Origin of the sequence: Dryocola boscaweniae, from assembly GCF_025215095.1 — a bacterium.
GTDB classification, from domain to species: Bacteria; Pseudomonadota; Gammaproteobacteria; order Enterobacterales; family Enterobacteriaceae; genus Dryocola; species Dryocola boscaweniae.
Window position 1 is genome coordinate 600961 of the sequence record NZ_JALHAP010000082.1, and the last position, 16300, is coordinate 617260.

Here is a 16300-nt window from a genome sequence, read left to right on the forward strand (position 1 = left end):
CAACCAGTATTCAGGAGTTAAGAAGTGGTAAGGCGTGTCAGCGCACCGCGCATGCAGTTTGAAGCAGCAGCAGTTTACGAATATCCCGACCATTTACGCCCCTGGCTTGAGGATTTACCCAAAGCCTCAGGCGTGTATGTCTTTCACGGCGAAAGCGACGTTATGCCGCTCTATATTGGCAAGAGCGTCAACATCCGCAGCCGCGTGATGTCCCATTTCCGCACGCCGGACGAAGCAGCCCTGCTGCGTCAGTCCCGCCGCATTACCTTTATCCGCACGGCGGGCGAGCTGGGCGCGCTGCTGCTTGAAGCTCAGATGATCAAAGAGCAACAGCCGCTGTTTAATAAACGTCTGCGCCGTAATCGCCAGCTTTGTTCACTTCAGTTTGAAAGCGACAAACCGCAGGTGGTTTACGCCCGCGATGTGGATTTTTCAAAGCAAACGGGATTATACGGCCTTTATGCGAATCGCCGCGCCGCTTTGCAGACCCTGCAAACGCTGGCCGATGAGCATCAGCTTTGTTATGGGCTTCTGGGGCTGGAAACGCTGAGTACCGGACGCGCCTGTTTCCGCGCCGGGTTAAAACGCTGCGCAGGAGCCTGCTGCGGACGGGAAACCGTCGAAACCCACCGCGCGCGTTTTCTGGCCGCGATGGAGCGTATTCGGGTGATGTGCTGGCCGTGGCAAGGTCCGGTTGGGTTAAAGGAATCCGGCCCTGATATCACGCAATATCACATTATCGATAGCTGGTTTTATCTCGGTTCGGTTGAGAACTTAAAAGAAGCACGCTCGCTCGCCGCGCCGCCAAAAGGCTTCGATAATGATGGCTACAAGATTTTATGTAAACTGGTGATGAGCGGAGATTACGAAGTGGTGGAGCTTACCCGCCCCACCGCTTCATAGCGGATTACTTCACCATCGGCAGCTTTAATTCATGCTCGCGAGCGCAGGCTACCGCACTTTCGTAGCCTGCGTCCGCATGACGCATTACCCCGGTTGCCGGATCGTTCCACAGCACGCGAGCCAGACGCGCCTCCGCTTCCGGCGTGCCGTCTGCGACTATTACCACGCCAGCATGTTGCGAGAAGCCCATTCCCACGCCGCCGCCATGATGCAGGCTCACCCAAGTTGCGCCGCCTGCGGTATTCAGCAAAGCGTTAAGCAGCGGCCAGTCGGAAACCGCATCAGAGCCGTCTTTCATCGCTTCCGTTTCGCGGTTTGGTGAAGCGACCGAGCCGCAGTCCAGATGATCGCGGCCAATCACAATCGGCGCTTTCAGTTCGCCGTTGCGCACCATTTCGTTAAAGGCGAGCCCGGCCTTGTGACGCTCACCCAGCCCCAGCCAGCAGATGCGCGCGGGTAGTCCCTGAAAGGCGATGCGTTCCTGGGCCATATCCAGCCAGCGATGCAGGTTCTGATTGTCCGGGAATAGTTCTTTGAGTTTCGCGTCGGTTTTGGCGATATCTTCCGGATCGCCCGAAAGCGCAACCCAGCGGAACGGGCCTTTGCCTTCACAGAACAGCGGACGAATGTAAGCCGGCACAAAGCCCGGGAAATCGAATGCGTTTTCCACGCCTTCATCAAAAGCAACCTGACGGATATTATTCCCGTAATCCACCGTCGGTACGCCCATCTGCCAGAAATCCAGCATTGCCTGCACATGCGTCGCCATCGAAGCACGGGCCGCTTTCTCAACCGCTTTCGGCTGAGCCGTACGTTCATGCTGCCAGCGCTCTACCGACCAGCCAGCCGGCAGATAACCATTTACCGGATCGTGAGCGGACGTTTGATCCGTGACGATATCAGGCCGGATGCCGCCCGCTTTCGCGCGTTTTACCAGCTCCGGCAAAAGCTCGGCAGCGTTGCCCAGCAGCCCGACGGAGATCGCTTTTTTCTGCGCGTTAGCCTCCTCAATCATACCGAGCGCTTCATCAAGCGTGGCGGCTTTGTAATCCAGATAGCGGGTACGCAAACGGAAATCAATGCGTGACTCCTGGCATTCAATCGCCAGTACAGACGCACCGGCCAGCACGCCGGCCAGCGGTTGCGCGCCGCCCATGCCGCCAAGGCCGGCTGTCAGTATCCATTTCCCTTTCAGGTCGCCGTTATAATGCTGACGGCCCGCTTCCGCGAAGGTTTCAAAGGTGCCCTGCACGATGCCCTGAGCGCCGATATATATCCATGAACCCGCCGTCATCTGCCCGTACATCATTAACCCGGCCCGATCGAGCTTGTGGAAATGATCCCAGTTTGCCCAGTGCGGCACCAGGTTGGAGTTGGCGATCAACACGCGAGGCGCATCGGTATGGGTACGGAAGACCCCGACCGGCTTACCGGATTGTACAAGCAGCGTTTCATCAGCCTTTAGCGTTCGCAGCGAGGCGAGAATTTGCTCGAAGCATTCCCAGTTGCGGGCGGCTTTACCAATCCCACCGTAAACCACCAAATCTTCCGGACGTTCAGCCACGTCCGGATCAAGGTTGTTCTGGATCATGCGATACGCCGCTTCGATCGGCCAGTTTTCGCAATGCAATTCCGTGCCGTGTGGCGCTCGTACCGTGCGGGCTACCGCCTGTTTTACAGATTCAGTCATCATGGCTCCCGGCATCAGGCCGAAGTAGAAGGAAGTAGGTTAACGATGGCCACAGGCCAGTTATCGCTTGCGCCCCACTGGCGCATCTGGTCGATATCCGGAGCCAGCAGGCGGTCTTTTTCGAGAAAGGCCACGCGTTCACGGATGCCGCTGAAAACGTCTTCCACCAGCGGGGAGCTGCGCAGCGGGCGTGAAAACTCTATGCCCTGCGCCGCAGCCATGGCTTCAATTCCCACCACTGCGGCGGTGTTAAAGCACATAGCGCCCAGGCGACGAGCGGCATAGGTCGCCATCGAAACGTGATCTTCCTGGTTTGCGGAAGTGGGCAGGCTATCGACGCTGCCCGGATGGGCGAGCGATTTGTTCTCTGAGGCAAGCGCCGCCGCCGTTACCTGGGCAATCATAAACCCTGAATTGATCCCACCCTCTTTAACGAGGAAAGGCGGCAAGCCGGACAGGCCGGTATCCAGCAGCAAAGCAAGACGACGCTCTGAAATCGCTCCAATTTCCGCGATGGCCAGCGCGAGGATATCCGCCGCAAACGCCACCGGCTCAGCATGGAAGTTGCCGCCGGAAATCACCTCCCCCGTATCGCTGAATACCAGAGGATTATCAGACGCGGCGTTAGCTTCTATTTGCAGCACCCGCGCCGCATGGCGCAGGTTATCGAGACACGCGCCCATTACCTGCGGAACGCAGCGGATGGAATACGGATCCTGCACGCGTCCACAATGCTGATGCGAATCCACAATCTCGCTGCCCTCAAGTAACGCGCGAACGGCAGCGGCAACGTCAATTTGCCCCGTCTGCCCGCGAGCCTCATGAATGCGGGCATCAAAGGGTTTCACCGAGCCTTTGATAGCTTCAAGGGATAACGCTCCGGCCACCAGTCCTGCGGCGAAAACCTTCTCGCCCTCGAACAGACCGCGTAGCGCAAGCGCGGTAGAAACCTGGGTGCCATTTAACAGCGCCAGGCCCTCTTTCGGCCCCAATACCAGCGGCTCGACGCCCGCCTGCTTCAGCCCCTGAAGCGCGGTCATCTCTTCGCCGTTCACACGCACATTGCCTTCGCCAAGCAGCATCAGCGAAAGGTGGGCGAGCGGCGCAAGATCGCCTGAGGCGCCTACAGAACCTTTCTCCGGGATAACCGGCATTACGCCCGCGTTAAACAAACACAGCAAATTGTCGATAACCGGCAAACGCACGCCAGAATGGCCCCGGGCAAGGCTAATGACTTTGGTCGCCATAACCAGACGAACCACGTCATCGGGCAGCGGTTCACCGAGCCCCACGCTGTGCGAAAGCACCAGGTTCCTTTGCAGCTCGGCAAGATGATCGCCTGCGATAGTGGTTTGCGCCAGTTTGCCAAAACCGGTATTAATGCCGTAAACCACATCGCCATGTTTAACAATGGCTTCTACCGTTTGCTGGGCGCGCAGGACGGCACCGATGGCCTGTGGGTCAAGCTCCAGCGTGACGTTTCCATGATAAATATCGCGCAGCGTGGCAAGGGAGACGTGGCCGGGCTTAAGGGTACAGCGCTTCTTTTGCATCGACATGTTTACATCCTGATGGCATCAATTCGTATGAACATATAGAGTTGTATAGACAACTTAACTAATAAACTAAAATCTCCGCCAGCCGGTCCCGGGTAATTTTTATCGAACAGTGAGCGGGATCGCGCTTACAACGCAAATGATTAAGGACAAAACATGTCTGCATTAGAGCCTCTGGAACAATTACGCTCTGCCATCAGCAGCCTCCCCGCGCCTATTTACCAGCGGGTGAAACAGGCAATCATCAGCCAGATCCGCAGCGGAGCCTGGCTATCGCATCAGCGTGTGCCGTCAGAAACCGAGCTGGTGAACGCCCTTAGCGTCAGCCGTATGACGATCAACCGTGCGCTACGTGAATTAACGGGCGAAGGCTGGCTGGTAAGAATGCAGGGGGTGGGGACTTTTGTGGCGGAACTGAAAGGCCATACGGCCATGCTTGAGGTGCGCAGCATTGCCGAGGAGATCGCCGCACGCGGCCATCATTACCGCAATTACATGGTGGCATTAGAACAGGTGGCGGCGAATGAAGAACTCGCGCACGCGTTCGCTGTTCAACCCGGCGATCCGCTCTTCTACTCGCAGATGGTGCATTACGATAACGATGAAGCCGTACAGCTTGAAACGCGCTACGTTAATCCGGCGCTTGCGGCGGACTATCTACAGCAGGATTTTAGGTTGTTTACTCCGCACCACTATTTAAGCCAGGCGGCTCCGTTAACGGCCGGGGAACATATCGTCGAGGCGGTACTGGCGGATGAAACACAGCAGGCGCTGCTGGAAGTCACGCCCCGCCAGCCGTGCCTGCTGGTTAAACGACGCACCTGGCACAATTCCCAGGTGGTGACGGTGGCCCGGCTGTTGTATCCAGGCTCGCGCTATCAACTGGTGGGCAGCTTTACCGGGCAGTGATCACAGATAAGTTATTTCGCTAAACAACAATTGCCCTTCAGATTTCAACAGGCGCAGCGTGTGGCGTCCGTCCTGCCACCACGCTCCCTGATCCGGCGAAAGCAGCTTATCGCCCAGTTGCCATTCGCCGTTCAGCACATAAATAATGCCGCCACGCGGGGCAAAAGTAGTAAAGGTGCGGTCAGCAACACGGACTTTCGCCCGGCAGCGGTCACGGCGCGTCATCACGTTGAAATCTACTGACATGCCGTGGGTTAATTCAGCTTTTACAACCTGCTCACCCGCGAATGAAAACGGCTGATGCCGCTTAAGCGTATGGTGAAACGCTTTTCCGCCATCGAGGATAACCTCGCCTCCTTCGAGCAGCGTAATCACCCGGTCAATTTGCGGGAAGGCAGAAAATTCGCCGCTGCTCGCAATCGAGGCGATGCTTGCGCGCCAGTTAAAATCACGGGTTGCAGGCGGAAAGCAGCAAATCTCGCGGGTTTCCCCGGCGCCGTTGCGCCATAAGCTGACCGGCACTTTCCGAATATCAAAGAATTCCATCGCTACTCCTGAAGGCTGCGCATTACCTGCGCAAATTGTGTAGAGCTTTGTTCATCGAGCGGGTGCTGCCTGTCAGTTATCACCTGCCTTCCAGCGACCCACACGTCTCTTATTTGTTCTTTTTGTCCACCAAACAGCCAGCGGTTTATCAGCGCATAATCGGCAATATTTGCCAGCCACGAATCGCGTTCCAGAACCAGCCAGTCCGCTCTGAAACCCGGTGCGAGGACGCCCATTTGCACGCCGCACGCCTGGGCTCCTCCCGCCGCTGCCTGCCGCCAGAGCACTTCTCCTACCTGCGGCAGCTCCGGCAAAATTATCCGATTGCGACGGCAGTCTCTGAGACGCTGACCGTATTCGAGCCAGCGCAGCTCTTCGAGCGCGTTAACCGAAACATGGCTGTCCGAGCCAATTCCCCAGCGGCCGCCCTGAGCGATAAAATCATTGGCCGGAAAAATACCGTCGCCAAGATTTGCCTCGGTTGTTGGACACAGCCCCGCCACAGCACGGCTTTCAACAATCTGCGTCACTTCATCGGCTGCCAGATGCGTTGCGTGAATCAGGCACCAGCGGTCATCCACCGCAAAGCGGTTATACAGCCAGTTCACGGGCCGTTCGCCGCTCCATGCCAGACAGTCTTCGACCTCTTTTTCCTGTTCAGCGATATGAATATGCACCGGCAGGCGATAGTCGCAGGCTTCGAGTACGTCTTCCATTTGCTCCTGCGTAACGGCGCGGAGCGAGTGAAAACACAACCCCTGGTTAATGCGCGGGTAGTGGCGTAGCGCCTTCTCCAGCGCGTGATGCTGGCGCAGATAGCGATCGACGTCCTGAATAAAGCGCTTCTGTCCGGCCTGCGGCGGCTGTGCGCCAAATCCGGCATAGCTGTACAGAACCGGGAGCAGCGTCTGCCCAATGCCACTGTTATCGGCAGCAACCACGAGTTGCTGTAGCATCATATCGCCTGTGCTATAAGGTTTGCCGTTAACGTCATGATGTAAATAGTGAAATTCCGCCACCTGAGTGTAGCCGCCCTTGAGCATATCGATATACAGCCGCGTGGCAATAGCCCCCACCTGCTCCGGCGTAAGCTTTTGCACCATGCGATACATCAGGTCGCGCCACGTCCAGAAGCTATCCTGCGGATTGCCCGCCACTTCGGTCAGGCCAGCCATCGCACGCTGAAAAGCGTGCGAATGTAAATTCGCCATCGAAGGAATAACCACGCCGGGCAGCAGCGTTGCCCCTTCTGCACGGGCCCCGACATCGATATGGGTGATGGTTCCCTGCTCGTTGACGGTAATACGCGCATTGTGTCCCCAGCCCTGCGGGAGCATCACGCTCGGTGCAAAAAATGCCGGCATAGTTTCGGTTCCTTCTTTTAAGGGTGCCAATGATTTAGCGATAAATCCGCGCCGACGCAAAAGAAATTTATCCCCACGGGCTTTGAGCGCGAAAAATTTGTGTGGCGGGCGACAAATTGTTGCAACAAAGCTGCCAATATGAGCGGCGGCTGTTGATGAATTTAGCATGCTGTGCCAGGTTGTTTGTCATTGTCTATACAACCCGATACGGAGAATGTCATGTCCTCTCCTGTTTCCTGCGACAGCCTCTGGAGCGGTGCCGCCTTTGTCACCATGAAAGAGGGGCAATATCAAACGATTGAGAATGGCGCGCTCGCCGTGTTGCACGGCAAAATAATCTGGCTGGGGCCGAAAGATGCGATGCCGGAAATCATCGCCGCTGAACATCACCATTTCGACGGCGGTATTGTGACGCCGGGCTTTATCGACTGCCATACTCATCTGGTATTCGGCGGGGACCGCAGCGCCGAGTTTGAAAAACGTCTCAACGGCGTAAGCTACGCGCAAATCGCAGCGGAGGGCGGCGGGATAATCTCAACCGTGCGCGCCACAAGAACTGCAAGCGAAGATGAACTGCTTGCCAGCGCCCGTCAGCGCCTGAAGCACCTGCTGGCTGAAGGCGTGACAACCGTCGAAATAAAATCCGGTTACGGGCTGGATATCGATAACGAAATAAAAATGCTGCGGGTTATCCGCAGGCTTGGCGAACAGGAACCCGTTGAAATTTATGCCACCTGCCTTGCGGCTCACGCGATACCGCCCGAATTTAGCGGCGACGCAGATGCATGGATTGACGTAGTCTGCGAACAGCTATTACCGCGCGTCGCGCAGGAAAAACTTGCCGATGCGGTTGACGCTTTTTGTGAACATCTGGCTTTTAATCCCCTGCAAACCGCAAAAGTTTTTACCACGGCGCGCGATCTTGGCCTGCCGGTAAAGCTTCACGCCGAGCAGCTTTCCGCGCTTGCTGGCAGTAGCCTCGCCGCAAGCTTTAACGCGCTTTCCGCCGATCACCTTGAGTACGCAACAGAAGAAGACGCAAAAGCGATGGCCGCAAGCAACACTGTAGCAGTGCTGTTGCCCGGCGCGTTTTACCTGCTGCGAGAAAAGCAGCGCCCGCCGGTAGAAGCGTTTCGTCAATACGGCGTGCCGATGGCCGTCGCAAGCGACGCTAACCCGGGCACCTCGCCTGCTTTATCGCTGCGTTTGATGTTGAATATGGCCTGTACGCTTTTCGGCCTGACGCCAGAAGAAGCGCTGGCAGGCGTAACGTTTCACGCGGCGCAGGCTCTCGGCATTCAGGCCAGCCACGGCAGTCTTGAGGAGGGTAAAATCGCCAACTTTGTGCACTGGCCGGTGGCTCGCCCTGCGGAACTGGTCTATTGGTTAGGGGGGCAATTGCCCTGCACCGTAGTTTATGAGGGAGTCAGACGTGAAAGCAGCTTATGAATTTACGCCGGGGAAACTGCCGCTTCTGGTGAGCATTCCCCATGCGGGTACAGCGCTGACGCCCGAGGTTGAAGCCGGGCTGAATGATGCAGCGCGCCCTCTTCCGGACACAGACTGGCACATTCCGAGGCTTTATGAGTTTGTTCAAGCACTTGGCGCCAGCGTACTGGTGGGCAACTATTCCCGCATGGTTATCGACCTTAACCGTCCGGCGGACGATAAACCTCTCTACGCTACGGCGACAACGGGTTTATATCCGGACACGCTTTTCGACGGCACGCCAACATTCCTGCCCGGCAAAACACCCTCCGCGCAGCAGCGAAAATCGGCGCTGGATAACATCTGGCAGCCTTATCACCAGCAATTACAAACGGAACTGGAACGATTGAAAGCCGAACATGGCTACGCGTTGTTGTTTGACGCGCACTCAATCGCAAGCCGCATACCGCGTCTGTTTGAAGGAAAACTGCCTGATTTAAATCTGGGGACCAACGGTGGGCGTAGCTGCGATGCGCTGATCGAAGAACATCTTGTGGCGTGCATGGCGAACCAAAAGCCGTTTAGCTGGGTCGCCAACGGTCGTTTTAAAGGCGGTTACATTACGCGAGCCTACGGCAATCCGGCGCAGGGCGTTCACGCCGTGCAACTGGAGCTGGCTCAGTGTAATTATATGGATGAACAAGCGCCGTTCGGCTGGCGTTATGATCGCGCAGCGCAACTGCAGCCGCTGCTTGAAGAGCTTATTCACACCATGCTGACAGGCGCGCGGCAGATTGCATAAATAAGAAAACCGCCGGTCCTGTCCACAGCGAGTACGCTATTGTGGACAGGACCGGCGGTCTTAAGTCAGTCGACCAGTTATTCCTGATCTGCAGGCGGCATTTTACCTTCATGCGCCGGGCGTTCTGTCAGACGCTTCTCAAAATCGGCATTAAATTGTTTTTTCTGCTCCGGCGTCAGAATGTTGTAGATCTTGTTCTGCGTTTCCATGTGGGCAAGCATGCGTGCTTTGTTCTGCTCGGCCATTTTATCTACCTGGGCCTGTGCTTTAGCTTTGTCAAAGCTGTCGCTGGCGATAATGCTGTGCGCCGCGCGACGTTCTTCTAAAGATGGACGCTCCATTTTACCGCGCTGCGCTTTCATGATGTCGCGCACCTGCTGTTTCTGCGCATCGGTCAGATTCAGGTTCTTAAACATCATGTCGTGATGTCCGCCGCGTGGGCCTTTGTAGTGCATCATTGGTGCGTCAGTTTTTGCCGCAGCGGGGGTCGTCGCATCAGCCGCATGAGCCAGGTTCGCCGCGCCCAGAGCCAGAGTTGAAGCAACAAAGAGAGCTGTTAGTTTACGCATAATATTATCCTTCATTTAATTTGGTTCTTTTCACGACTGGTTTGCCGTGTTGACGAGACTGAGTTTACGGGGTCAATCGTCAAGGAGTCAGTCGTGTCGGTAAAACATTGAAAGTGTAAAAAACACTATTACGTCAATTATGAAGAAAATAAGGATTAACGCGCGGTAAATTGCAACAATATATAACAACACACTGATTTGGAAGGTATTATGGAGAAAGTGTATAGCAATCACGGCGCATAATAAAGCAGCAAGTTAAGATTAATCTGTATATAACTGAAAGGCAGCGATAATTTATTAGCTTCCCTGCGGAAGCTAACGGTAATTATATTTCTCGCAGCATTAACCCTGCCCGCAATCCAGGCGCTACATTTGGGTTGGGGAATAAAACAAACTCTTTATCTTCTTTAACCACGTAACGCGTGTCGCCATCTTCTGCGAGCAAAGTGTCCTTCGGAAAGGCGGTGAAATTTTGCGTTTGCGCGCCCATGTGCAGCACAAAAGATTCAGTATGTCGGGTGATTTGTTGCGCCACCTCATAACGTAGCGGCTCGCCTTCGGCAATAGGGACTTCCCCGCCGGTTAACAGCGCGCTTAACGCTTGCTTTGTCAGCGCAAACTGACTGAGATCGTTTTCCCCGAACGGCTGTGCCTTGCCCAGCTCCAGCGTACAGCTAAGCGCTGTGAAATGCTCGCTGCTGAAATGGCTGAAGGTGCCGCCCGGCTCTTTGTGAAACACCAGCGCCTGCAATCCTGCGCATCCCAGCCACGAAAGAAACGCCTCATCGTAGGGCAAAGGGCGCGCGGGCAGCACGCCAAAGCGCGGATGATACGAGCTACGGATCGCGGTATGCATATCGAGATGCCAGAGAATAGTTTCATCCCCCTGCGACCAGAACAGCTCCAGCGCATGCTCAAGACGACAGGCCCGCTGCGTTTCAATACTTTCCGGGAACTGCTGCCAGCGGCCGCCAAACATGCGATTCATATCGCTGTGCATAAAACGTTTATTGCTGCGCAAAGCCGCGGGATTGCCCAGAATCACCAGCAAGCGCCACTGGAGCGCCAGCTTGCCCGCCAGCAAATCGTCTACCAGTTGCGCAAGAATTTCTACCGGCGCGGTTTCATTGCCATGAACCCCGGCCGACAACACCAGTGCTTTTGCCACAGGCTGATGCGGCGTGAGCGTTAAGATACCTTCGTCGCACCACTGCCAGTGCAGATGGGCATTTTTTCCTTCGGTTCGCATTGGCGCTTTCCCTGTAAGGGTCTGCGCCAGAAAATCCAACATTGTGCCTCCTTGTTAGCACTGGAACGGATAAACAGACCCTAAGTTTAGTATACGGGTCAGCTCATCGAGCGCTTCTCTTCCTTCGCGCAGTAATAACGGGTCGGCTAAATCAGCCTGCGTCAGGCGGTCACGATACCAGCGGTCCACCCAGCTATTGAGCGTGACGAACAGCGTATCATTCATCATCACCGCCGGATTGACGGCCTGCTGTTCCGCTTCGGTAAGCACCACGCGCAGGCGCAAACAAGCCGGGCCGCCGCCGTTCGCCATGCTTTCACGCAGATCGAACACCTTCAGTTCGCTAATCGGGTTGTCGGCTTCCAGCAGTTCGTTAAGATAGCGCCACACGCCTGCATGCTGCCGCGCCTCTTCCGGAAGAATAAGCATCATGCTGCCGTCGTCACGGCTGAGTAACTGGCTGTTAAACAGATACGTCGAGACGGCGTCCGTAACCGACACCCGGTTCACCGGCACTTCCAGCGCCATAAAGCCCGACACTTTCTCACGTAGGGCTGTATAAAGCTCGTGTTGATGTAAAAACGCCTGCTCGTGGCAGAACAGCACCTGGCGATTCGACACGGCAATGACATCGTTATGAAAAACGCCCTGGTCGATAACCGCCGGGTTTTGCTGCGCATAAACGACCCGTTCAGGGTTGACCTGGTTGAGCCGAGCCACAGCCTGGCTTGCCTCCAGCGTCTGACGGGCCGGGTAACGAGCCGGAATCAGTCCGGCCTTTGCCTCTTCGCGACCATAAACGAAAAGCTGCACGGACGGACTGCCATAAGCTCCACCCAGACGATTATGGTTTGCCGCCCCTTCATCGCCGAACATGGCCACCTGCGGCAGCGCGCCATGAACGGAGAAATAGCGCTCGTTACGGAAAATCGCGTGCAGCAGGCTTTCCGTCGTTGGCGCTTCGCTTGCCCGGTGGAATTTATTGTTCAGGTTTGCCACCGTGAGATGCACTTTGCCGTCAAGGCTGTCCGCCGAGGGGGAAACGGTGGCGGCGTTTGCCACCCACATCGCCGACGCGGAACTGGCTGCGGAAAGCAACTGCGGAGCCTGCTTCGCGGCACGTTCCACGACCTGCGCATCGTTGCCGGTAAAACCAAGCTGGCGCAGCACCGGCACGTTCGGGCGCTCCTGCGGCGCAATTACGCCCTGCGGGAATCCCGCATCCGCCAGCGCCTTCATCTTCAGCAGCCCTTGCTTAGCGGCAAGCCGCGGGTTAGAAACGCGATACTGGTGCTTAGTAGAAGCTTCGTTGCCGAACGACAGCCCGGCGTAATGGTGGGTTAATCCCACCAGGCCATCAAAGTTGACTTCGCGGGCTTTCATGGCTGCTCCTCACGACTAAAATCCAGCCCCGGACTCAGGGTTTCCGGCAGCGAAAAGGCTGGACTTTCCAGCGTCGCCATCGGCCAGGCGCAGTAATCCGCCGCGTACCAGGCGCTGGCGCGATGGTTGCCGGACGCGCCCACGCCGCCGAACGGCGCGGTACTCGCGGCGCCTGTCAGGGGTTTATTCCAGTTAACGATCCCCGCGCGCGCTTCCAGTAAGAGCCGATCGAACTGCTCACGATCCGGGGAAATCAACCCGCTCGCCAACCCGAAACGCGTGTTATTAGCCATGCGAATAGCATCGTCGAAATTGTCATAGCGATAGACCGCCAGCAGCGGGCCAAAAACCTCCTCGTCCGGCACGTCTGCCACATCGGTCAGCTCGACGATGCCCGGCGTCAGCAAAGATGTGCCCGCCTCAACCCGTTCAGGCTCCAGCAAAGCTTTGCCGCCGCGAGCCAGATGCTCCTGCCAGGCTGTCAGCACGCGCTCTGCGGCCTGCACGGAAATCAGACCGCCGATAAACGGCTGAGGCTCCGCATCCCAGCGGCCAGGTTTCAGACGTGCAGCCACTTCCACCAGCCGTTTAAGAAACTCATCGCCCTGCTCGCCTTTTTTAACCAGCAGACGGCGAGCACAGGTACAGCGCTGTCCGGCGGTAATAAACGCAGACTGAATAGCCAGATGCACCGCGCCGTCGATATCCTGCGGATCCTCCACAATCAGCGGATTATTGCCGCCCATTTCCAGCGCGAGTATTTTCTCCGGCTGCCCGGCAAACTGACGATGAAGCTGATAGCCGGTGTTTGCGCTGCCGGTAAACAGCAGGCCGTCGAGCTCGGTTTGTTGCGCCAGCGCCTGGCCTGTTTCCCGCCCGCCCTGCACCAGATTCAGCACGCCCGGCGGCACGCCAGCCTGCTCCCACAGCTTCATCACCTGTTCGCCAATGCGCGGCGTCAGTTCGCTGGGTTTAAAGATAATAGCGTTGCCCGCCAGCAGGCCGGGAACGATATGCCCGTTTGGCAGGTGCCCCGGCAAATTATAAGGGCCGAATACCGCGAGCACGCCGTGAGGACGATGACGCAAAGTCGCAGCGCCGTCCGGCATGGCGGTATGCGTTTCGCCGGTCCGCGTATGGTACGCCTTTATCGAGATGGCGATTTTGTTGATCATCGCGGTGGCTTCGGTTGCCGCCTCCCAGCGAGGCTTGCTGGTTTCCTGAGCAAGGGTGCTGGTGAGTTCATCTTTATGAGCTTCGAGCAAACGGGCGAACTGTTCGACGATAGCCTGGCGCTCAGCAAACGGTTTTTTAGCCCATGCCGGAAACGCCGCGCGCGCAGCGGCGCAGGCTTCAGCGACCTGTTCGCTGCTTGCCGTCACGCCTTCCCAAAGCAGCTCGCCGTTCACCGGATTGTGCTTTTGCATCACTTCGCCGCGGCCGGCGGTCCATATTCCATTAATCCACTGGGTCATGCTTTTTTCTCCTCAGGGCACAGGCGCACCAGCCGTACTTTGTCACCAGCGCTGCATTTCAGCGCATCCGCCATGGCAGCATCAATAATCAGGCGATCGCCTTTTGGATTGGCTTTAATCAGCATCGCGCGGAAATTGTTGTATTTTTCGTTAGCCACCAGGCAAACCGGCAGCTCGTCGGTGGCGGGCTGGCCGATAACCACTTCTGTCATTCGGCTTTTACGGATGGCGCGAACCCGGTCGATATCGCATTCAAGCGTTGGGCCGCCGTCAAAAATATCGACGTAGTTGCGATAGCGGAACCCTTCGGCTTCCAGCACCGCGCGGGCTGGCGCAGTTTGCGGATGCACCTGGCCGATAACAGCCTGCGCTTCAGGAGACAGAAAGTCGGTATAGATAGGATGCTTGGGCATCAGTTCGGCGATAAAAGCTTTCTGCCCTGTGCCGCACAGGTAATCCGCGCGGCTGAACTCCATTGAGAAGAAGCGATTGCCGAGGCTTTCCCAGAAAGGTGAATGGCCGTGTTCGTCGATAACGCCGCGCATCTCCGCCACCACTTTTTCGTTAAAGCGTTCGCGGAAGGCCGCCATAAACATAAAGCGTGATTTTGAAAGCAGATAACCGTTGCCCTCTTTGCGCCAGTCGGCATCAAGAAACAAGGTGCAAAGCTCGCTGCTGCCGGTGTGATCGTTACTGAGGAAAAGCGTCGGTAAGGCATTGTAGATGTTCAGCTCTTTAGAGGCATGAACCAGCGTGCCAAAACGGTAGTTGTACCAGGGATCGTTCAGGCCAACGGCGACTTCAATGGCGCAGATGCCCACCACTTTGCCGCTGGTTGACTCTTCAAGGACGAAGACGTACCCCTGATCGCCCTTTGGCAACCCGCCTTCCCAGGTTTTTATCGAGCGCTCGATGCGTTCTGCCAGCGTCTTTTCGTCGGCAGGCAGCGAGGTTAGCCCGCCGCCTGTTTTTCCCGCAAGCTGGAGCAGTCCGGGCAAATCGCCGCGCTCAATCGGACGGATAACCATCATGATTTCTCTCCTGCAAGAAAGCGTTCACAGGCGAGCTCAAAGCGATCCAGTCCTTTTTGCACATCGGCCTCGCTGACAATCAGCGACGGCGCGAAGCGGACCACGTTGGCGCCGGCAATGAGGATCATTAACCCCTCCTGCGCGGCGGCCTGCAGAATAAGTTTAGCCTTCCCGGCGTACTCCTGTTGCAGCACGCAGCCAATTAACAACCCCAGGCCACGCACTTCGCTAAACAATTGATGCTTCTGATTGATTTTATTCAGGCGCTCTACAAACCATTCGTGGCGCTGTTTCACGCCGTTAAGCACTTCAGGCGTGTTAATCAGCTCCATTACGCGCCCGGCAACGGCGCCAGCCAGCGGGTTGCCGCCGTAGGTTGTGCCGTGCGTGCCAACCACCATCACCCTGGAGAATTTGTCCGTCGTTAACATAGCGCCAATCGGGAAGCCGCCCCCCAGCGCTTTCGCAGTAGAAAGCACGTCCGGCTCGATACCGTAATGCATGTAGGCGTACAGCGAACCGGTGCGGCCAACGCCAGTTTGCACCTCGTCAAAAATCAGTACCGCGTTGTGGCGATCGCACAGTTCACGCAGCCCCTGCAGGAAAGTTGGGTCCGCAGGCACTACGCCGCCTTCGCCCTGCATGGGCTCAACGATTACCGCACAGGTATTTTCATTGATTAATTCGCAGGCGGACTGCAGATCGTTATAAATGGCGTGACTGATTTGTGGCGGCAGCGGCGCAAAGTCCTGGGAGTAAGCCGGCTGCCCGCCCGCAGAAACGGTAAACAGCGTGCGGCCGTGGAACGCATTTTTGAAGGCTACAATGCCGCTTTTGTGTGGCCCGAAATTATCGTGCGCATATTTTCGGGCCAGTTTTAGGGCCGCTTCGTTCGCTTCGGCCCCGGAATTACAGAAGAAAACTTTATCGGCAAAAGTGGCGTCGATAAGCTGTTTTGCCAGTCGTAAGATCGGTTCGTTGGTATAGCCGTTGCCGGTATGCCAGAACTTAGCCGCCTGGGTTTCCAGCGCCTTGCACAAATCCGGATTCGCATGGCCCAGCGCGTTAACCGCAATCCCGCCCGCAAAATCGATGTAATCCTTGCCCTGCTGATCCCACAAAGTGGAACCTTCGCCGCGTACCGGAATAAACGCCGCAGGGGCATAAACGGGCATCATCCATTCATCGAAGTTCTGGCGTGTTATTGACTGCTGCATAGCGACCTCTTCCGGTAAATAAAAAGTAATGTAAATGTTAAATAATGTAGTGTTTGCGCTGTAAATGTAGATTGCACCGTTCGTGCCAGCCAGAGATAAAAATGCATAACGGGAAGAGAGAAACGGAAAATCAATGGGTTAACGGTCGACGATATGCAGTTAAAGTGAATATTAAGTG

14 protein-coding genes are annotated in these 16300 nt (G+C 56.4%); 4 read left to right on the top strand and 10 right to left on the bottom strand.

Features of this window, described 5'->3' with window-relative positions:
* Positions 1–24: 24 nt before the first annotated feature.
* Positions 25–903 (top strand): excinuclease Cho, encoded by an 879-nt coding sequence (cho, locus tag MUA00_RS20230; RefSeq protein WP_271124782.1) that lies wholly within the window; start codon positions 25–27, stop codon positions 901–903.
* Positions 904–907: 4 nt separating this feature from the next.
* On the opposite strand, the gene hutU is transcribed toward cho, so the two are convergent.
* Positions 908–2593, bottom strand: a complete 1686-nt coding sequence (hutU, locus tag MUA00_RS20235) for a urocanate hydratase (protein WP_271125020.1) — start codon at positions 2591–2593, stop codon at positions 908–910.
* A 14-nt stretch (positions 2594–2607) separates the two neighbouring features.
* Positions 2608–4152 carry a histidine ammonia-lyase gene (hutH, locus tag MUA00_RS20240; RefSeq protein ID WP_271124783.1) on the bottom strand — a complete coding sequence of 515 codons (1545 nt, stop codon included), beginning with the start codon at positions 4150–4152 and terminating at the stop codon, positions 2608–2610.
* A gap of 153 nt (positions 4153–4305) precedes the next feature.
* Between hutH and hutC the strand changes: the two genes are divergently transcribed.
* A complete protein-coding gene (hutC, locus tag MUA00_RS20245) occupies positions 4306–5058 on the top strand; it encodes a histidine utilization repressor (protein ID WP_271124784.1) in 753 nt (250 codons plus the stop codon).
* Here the strand turns inward: hutC and ves are convergent, their stop codons facing one another.
* On the bottom strand, positions 5059–5604 hold the full coding sequence (gene ves, locus MUA00_RS20250; protein WP_271124785.1) for an environmental stress-induced protein Ves: 546 nt from the start codon (positions 5602–5604) through the stop codon (positions 5059–5061).
* Between the two features lie 2 nt (positions 5605–5606).
* The gene (locus tag MUA00_RS20255) at positions 5607–6968 is read right to left on the bottom strand and encodes a formimidoylglutamate deiminase (protein ID WP_271124786.1); all 1362 of its coding nucleotides are present in this window, start codon (positions 6966–6968) and stop codon (positions 5607–5609) included.
* Positions 6969–7187: 219 nt separating this feature from the next.
* On the opposite strand from MUA00_RS20255, the gene hutI reads away from it, so the two are divergent.
* The gene (hutI, locus tag MUA00_RS20260; protein WP_271124787.1) at positions 7188–8417 is read left to right on the top strand and encodes an imidazolonepropionase; all 1230 of its coding nucleotides are present in this window, start codon (positions 7188–7190) and stop codon (positions 8415–8417) included.
* The gene (gene hutG / locus MUA00_RS20265) at positions 8386–9198 is read left to right on the top strand and encodes an N-formylglutamate deformylase (RefSeq protein WP_408639729.1); all 813 of its coding nucleotides are present in this window, start codon (positions 8386–8388) and stop codon (positions 9196–9198) included. Before hutI ends, hutG begins: the two co-directional genes overlap by 32 nt.
* Before the next feature lie 77 nt (positions 9199–9275).
* Here hutG and spy read toward each other — a convergent pair whose 3' ends face one another.
* The 6 genes from spy to MUA00_RS20295 form a co-directional block, all read right to left on the bottom strand.
* Positions 9276–9767: an ATP-independent periplasmic protein-refolding chaperone Spy gene (gene spy / locus MUA00_RS20270; RefSeq protein ID WP_271124789.1), complete on the bottom strand. Its 492-nt coding sequence runs from the start codon at positions 9765–9767 to the stop codon at positions 9276–9278.
* A 325-nt stretch (positions 9768–10092) separates the two neighbouring features.
* A complete protein-coding gene (gene astE / locus MUA00_RS20275) occupies positions 10093–11058 on the bottom strand; it encodes a succinylglutamate desuccinylase (protein WP_271124790.1) in 966 nt (321 codons plus the stop codon).
* Between the two features lie 12 nt (positions 11059–11070).
* Positions 11071–12399, bottom strand: a complete 1329-nt coding sequence (astB, locus tag MUA00_RS20280) for an N-succinylarginine dihydrolase (RefSeq protein ID WP_271124791.1) — start codon at positions 12397–12399, stop codon at positions 11071–11073.
* Positions 12396–13874 carry a succinylglutamate-semialdehyde dehydrogenase gene (gene astD / locus MUA00_RS20285; protein ID WP_271124792.1) on the bottom strand — a complete coding sequence of 493 codons (1479 nt, stop codon included), beginning with the start codon at positions 13872–13874 and terminating at the stop codon, positions 12396–12398. The genes astB and astD overlap by 4 nt, the downstream gene beginning before the upstream one ends.
* Positions 13871–14905 (bottom strand): arginine N-succinyltransferase, encoded by a 1035-nt coding sequence (astA, locus tag MUA00_RS20290; RefSeq protein WP_271124793.1) that lies wholly within the window; start codon positions 14903–14905, stop codon positions 13871–13873. Before astA ends, astD begins: the two co-directional genes overlap by 4 nt.
* The gene (locus tag MUA00_RS20295; protein WP_271124794.1) at positions 14902–16122 is read right to left on the bottom strand and encodes an aspartate aminotransferase family protein; all 1221 of its coding nucleotides are present in this window, start codon (positions 16120–16122) and stop codon (positions 14902–14904) included. Before MUA00_RS20295 ends, astA begins: the two co-directional genes overlap by 4 nt.
* Positions 16123–16300: the final 178 nt, after the last annotated feature.

Coding starts and splice junctions, on each gene's coding strand:
- spy (WP_271124789.1), bottom strand. CDS start 9,767: ATGCGTAAACTAACAGCTCTCTTTGTTGCTTCAACTCTGGCTCTGGGC.
- MUA00_RS20255 (WP_271124786.1), bottom strand. CDS start 6,968: ATGCCGGCATTTTTTGCACCGAGCGTGATGCTCCCGCAGGGCTGGGGA.
- astD (WP_271124792.1), bottom strand. CDS start 13,874: ATGACCCAGTGGATTAATGGAATATGGACCGCCGGCCGCGGCGAAGTG.
- astE (WP_271124790.1), bottom strand. CDS start 11,058: ATGTTGGATTTTCTGGCGCAGACCCTTACAGGGAAAGCGCCAATGCGA.
- hutG (WP_408639729.1), top strand. CDS start 8,386: ATGAGGGAGTCAGACGTGAAAGCAGCTTATGAATTTACGCCGGGGAAA.
- ves (WP_271124785.1), bottom strand. CDS start 5,604: ATGGAATTCTTTGATATTCGGAAAGTGCCGGTCAGCTTATGGCGCAAC.
- MUA00_RS20295 (WP_271124794.1), bottom strand. CDS start 16,122: ATGCAGCAGTCAATAACACGCCAGAACTTCGATGAATGGATGATGCCC.
- hutC (WP_271124784.1), top strand. CDS start 4,306: ATGTCTGCATTAGAGCCTCTGGAACAATTACGCTCTGCCATCAGCAGC.
- hutI (WP_271124787.1), top strand. CDS start 7,188: ATGTCCTCTCCTGTTTCCTGCGACAGCCTCTGGAGCGGTGCCGCCTTT.
- astA (WP_271124793.1), bottom strand. CDS start 14,905: ATGATGGTTATCCGTCCGATTGAGCGCGGCGATTTGCCCGGACTGCTC.
- astB (WP_271124791.1), bottom strand. CDS start 12,399: ATGAAAGCCCGCGAAGTCAACTTTGATGGCCTGGTGGGATTAACCCAC.
- hutH (WP_271124783.1), bottom strand. CDS start 4,152: ATGTCGATGCAAAAGAAGCGCTGTACCCTTAAGCCCGGCCACGTCTCC.
- hutU (WP_271125020.1), bottom strand. CDS start 2,593: ATGACTGAATCTGTAAAACAGGCGGTAGCCCGCACGGTACGAGCGCCA.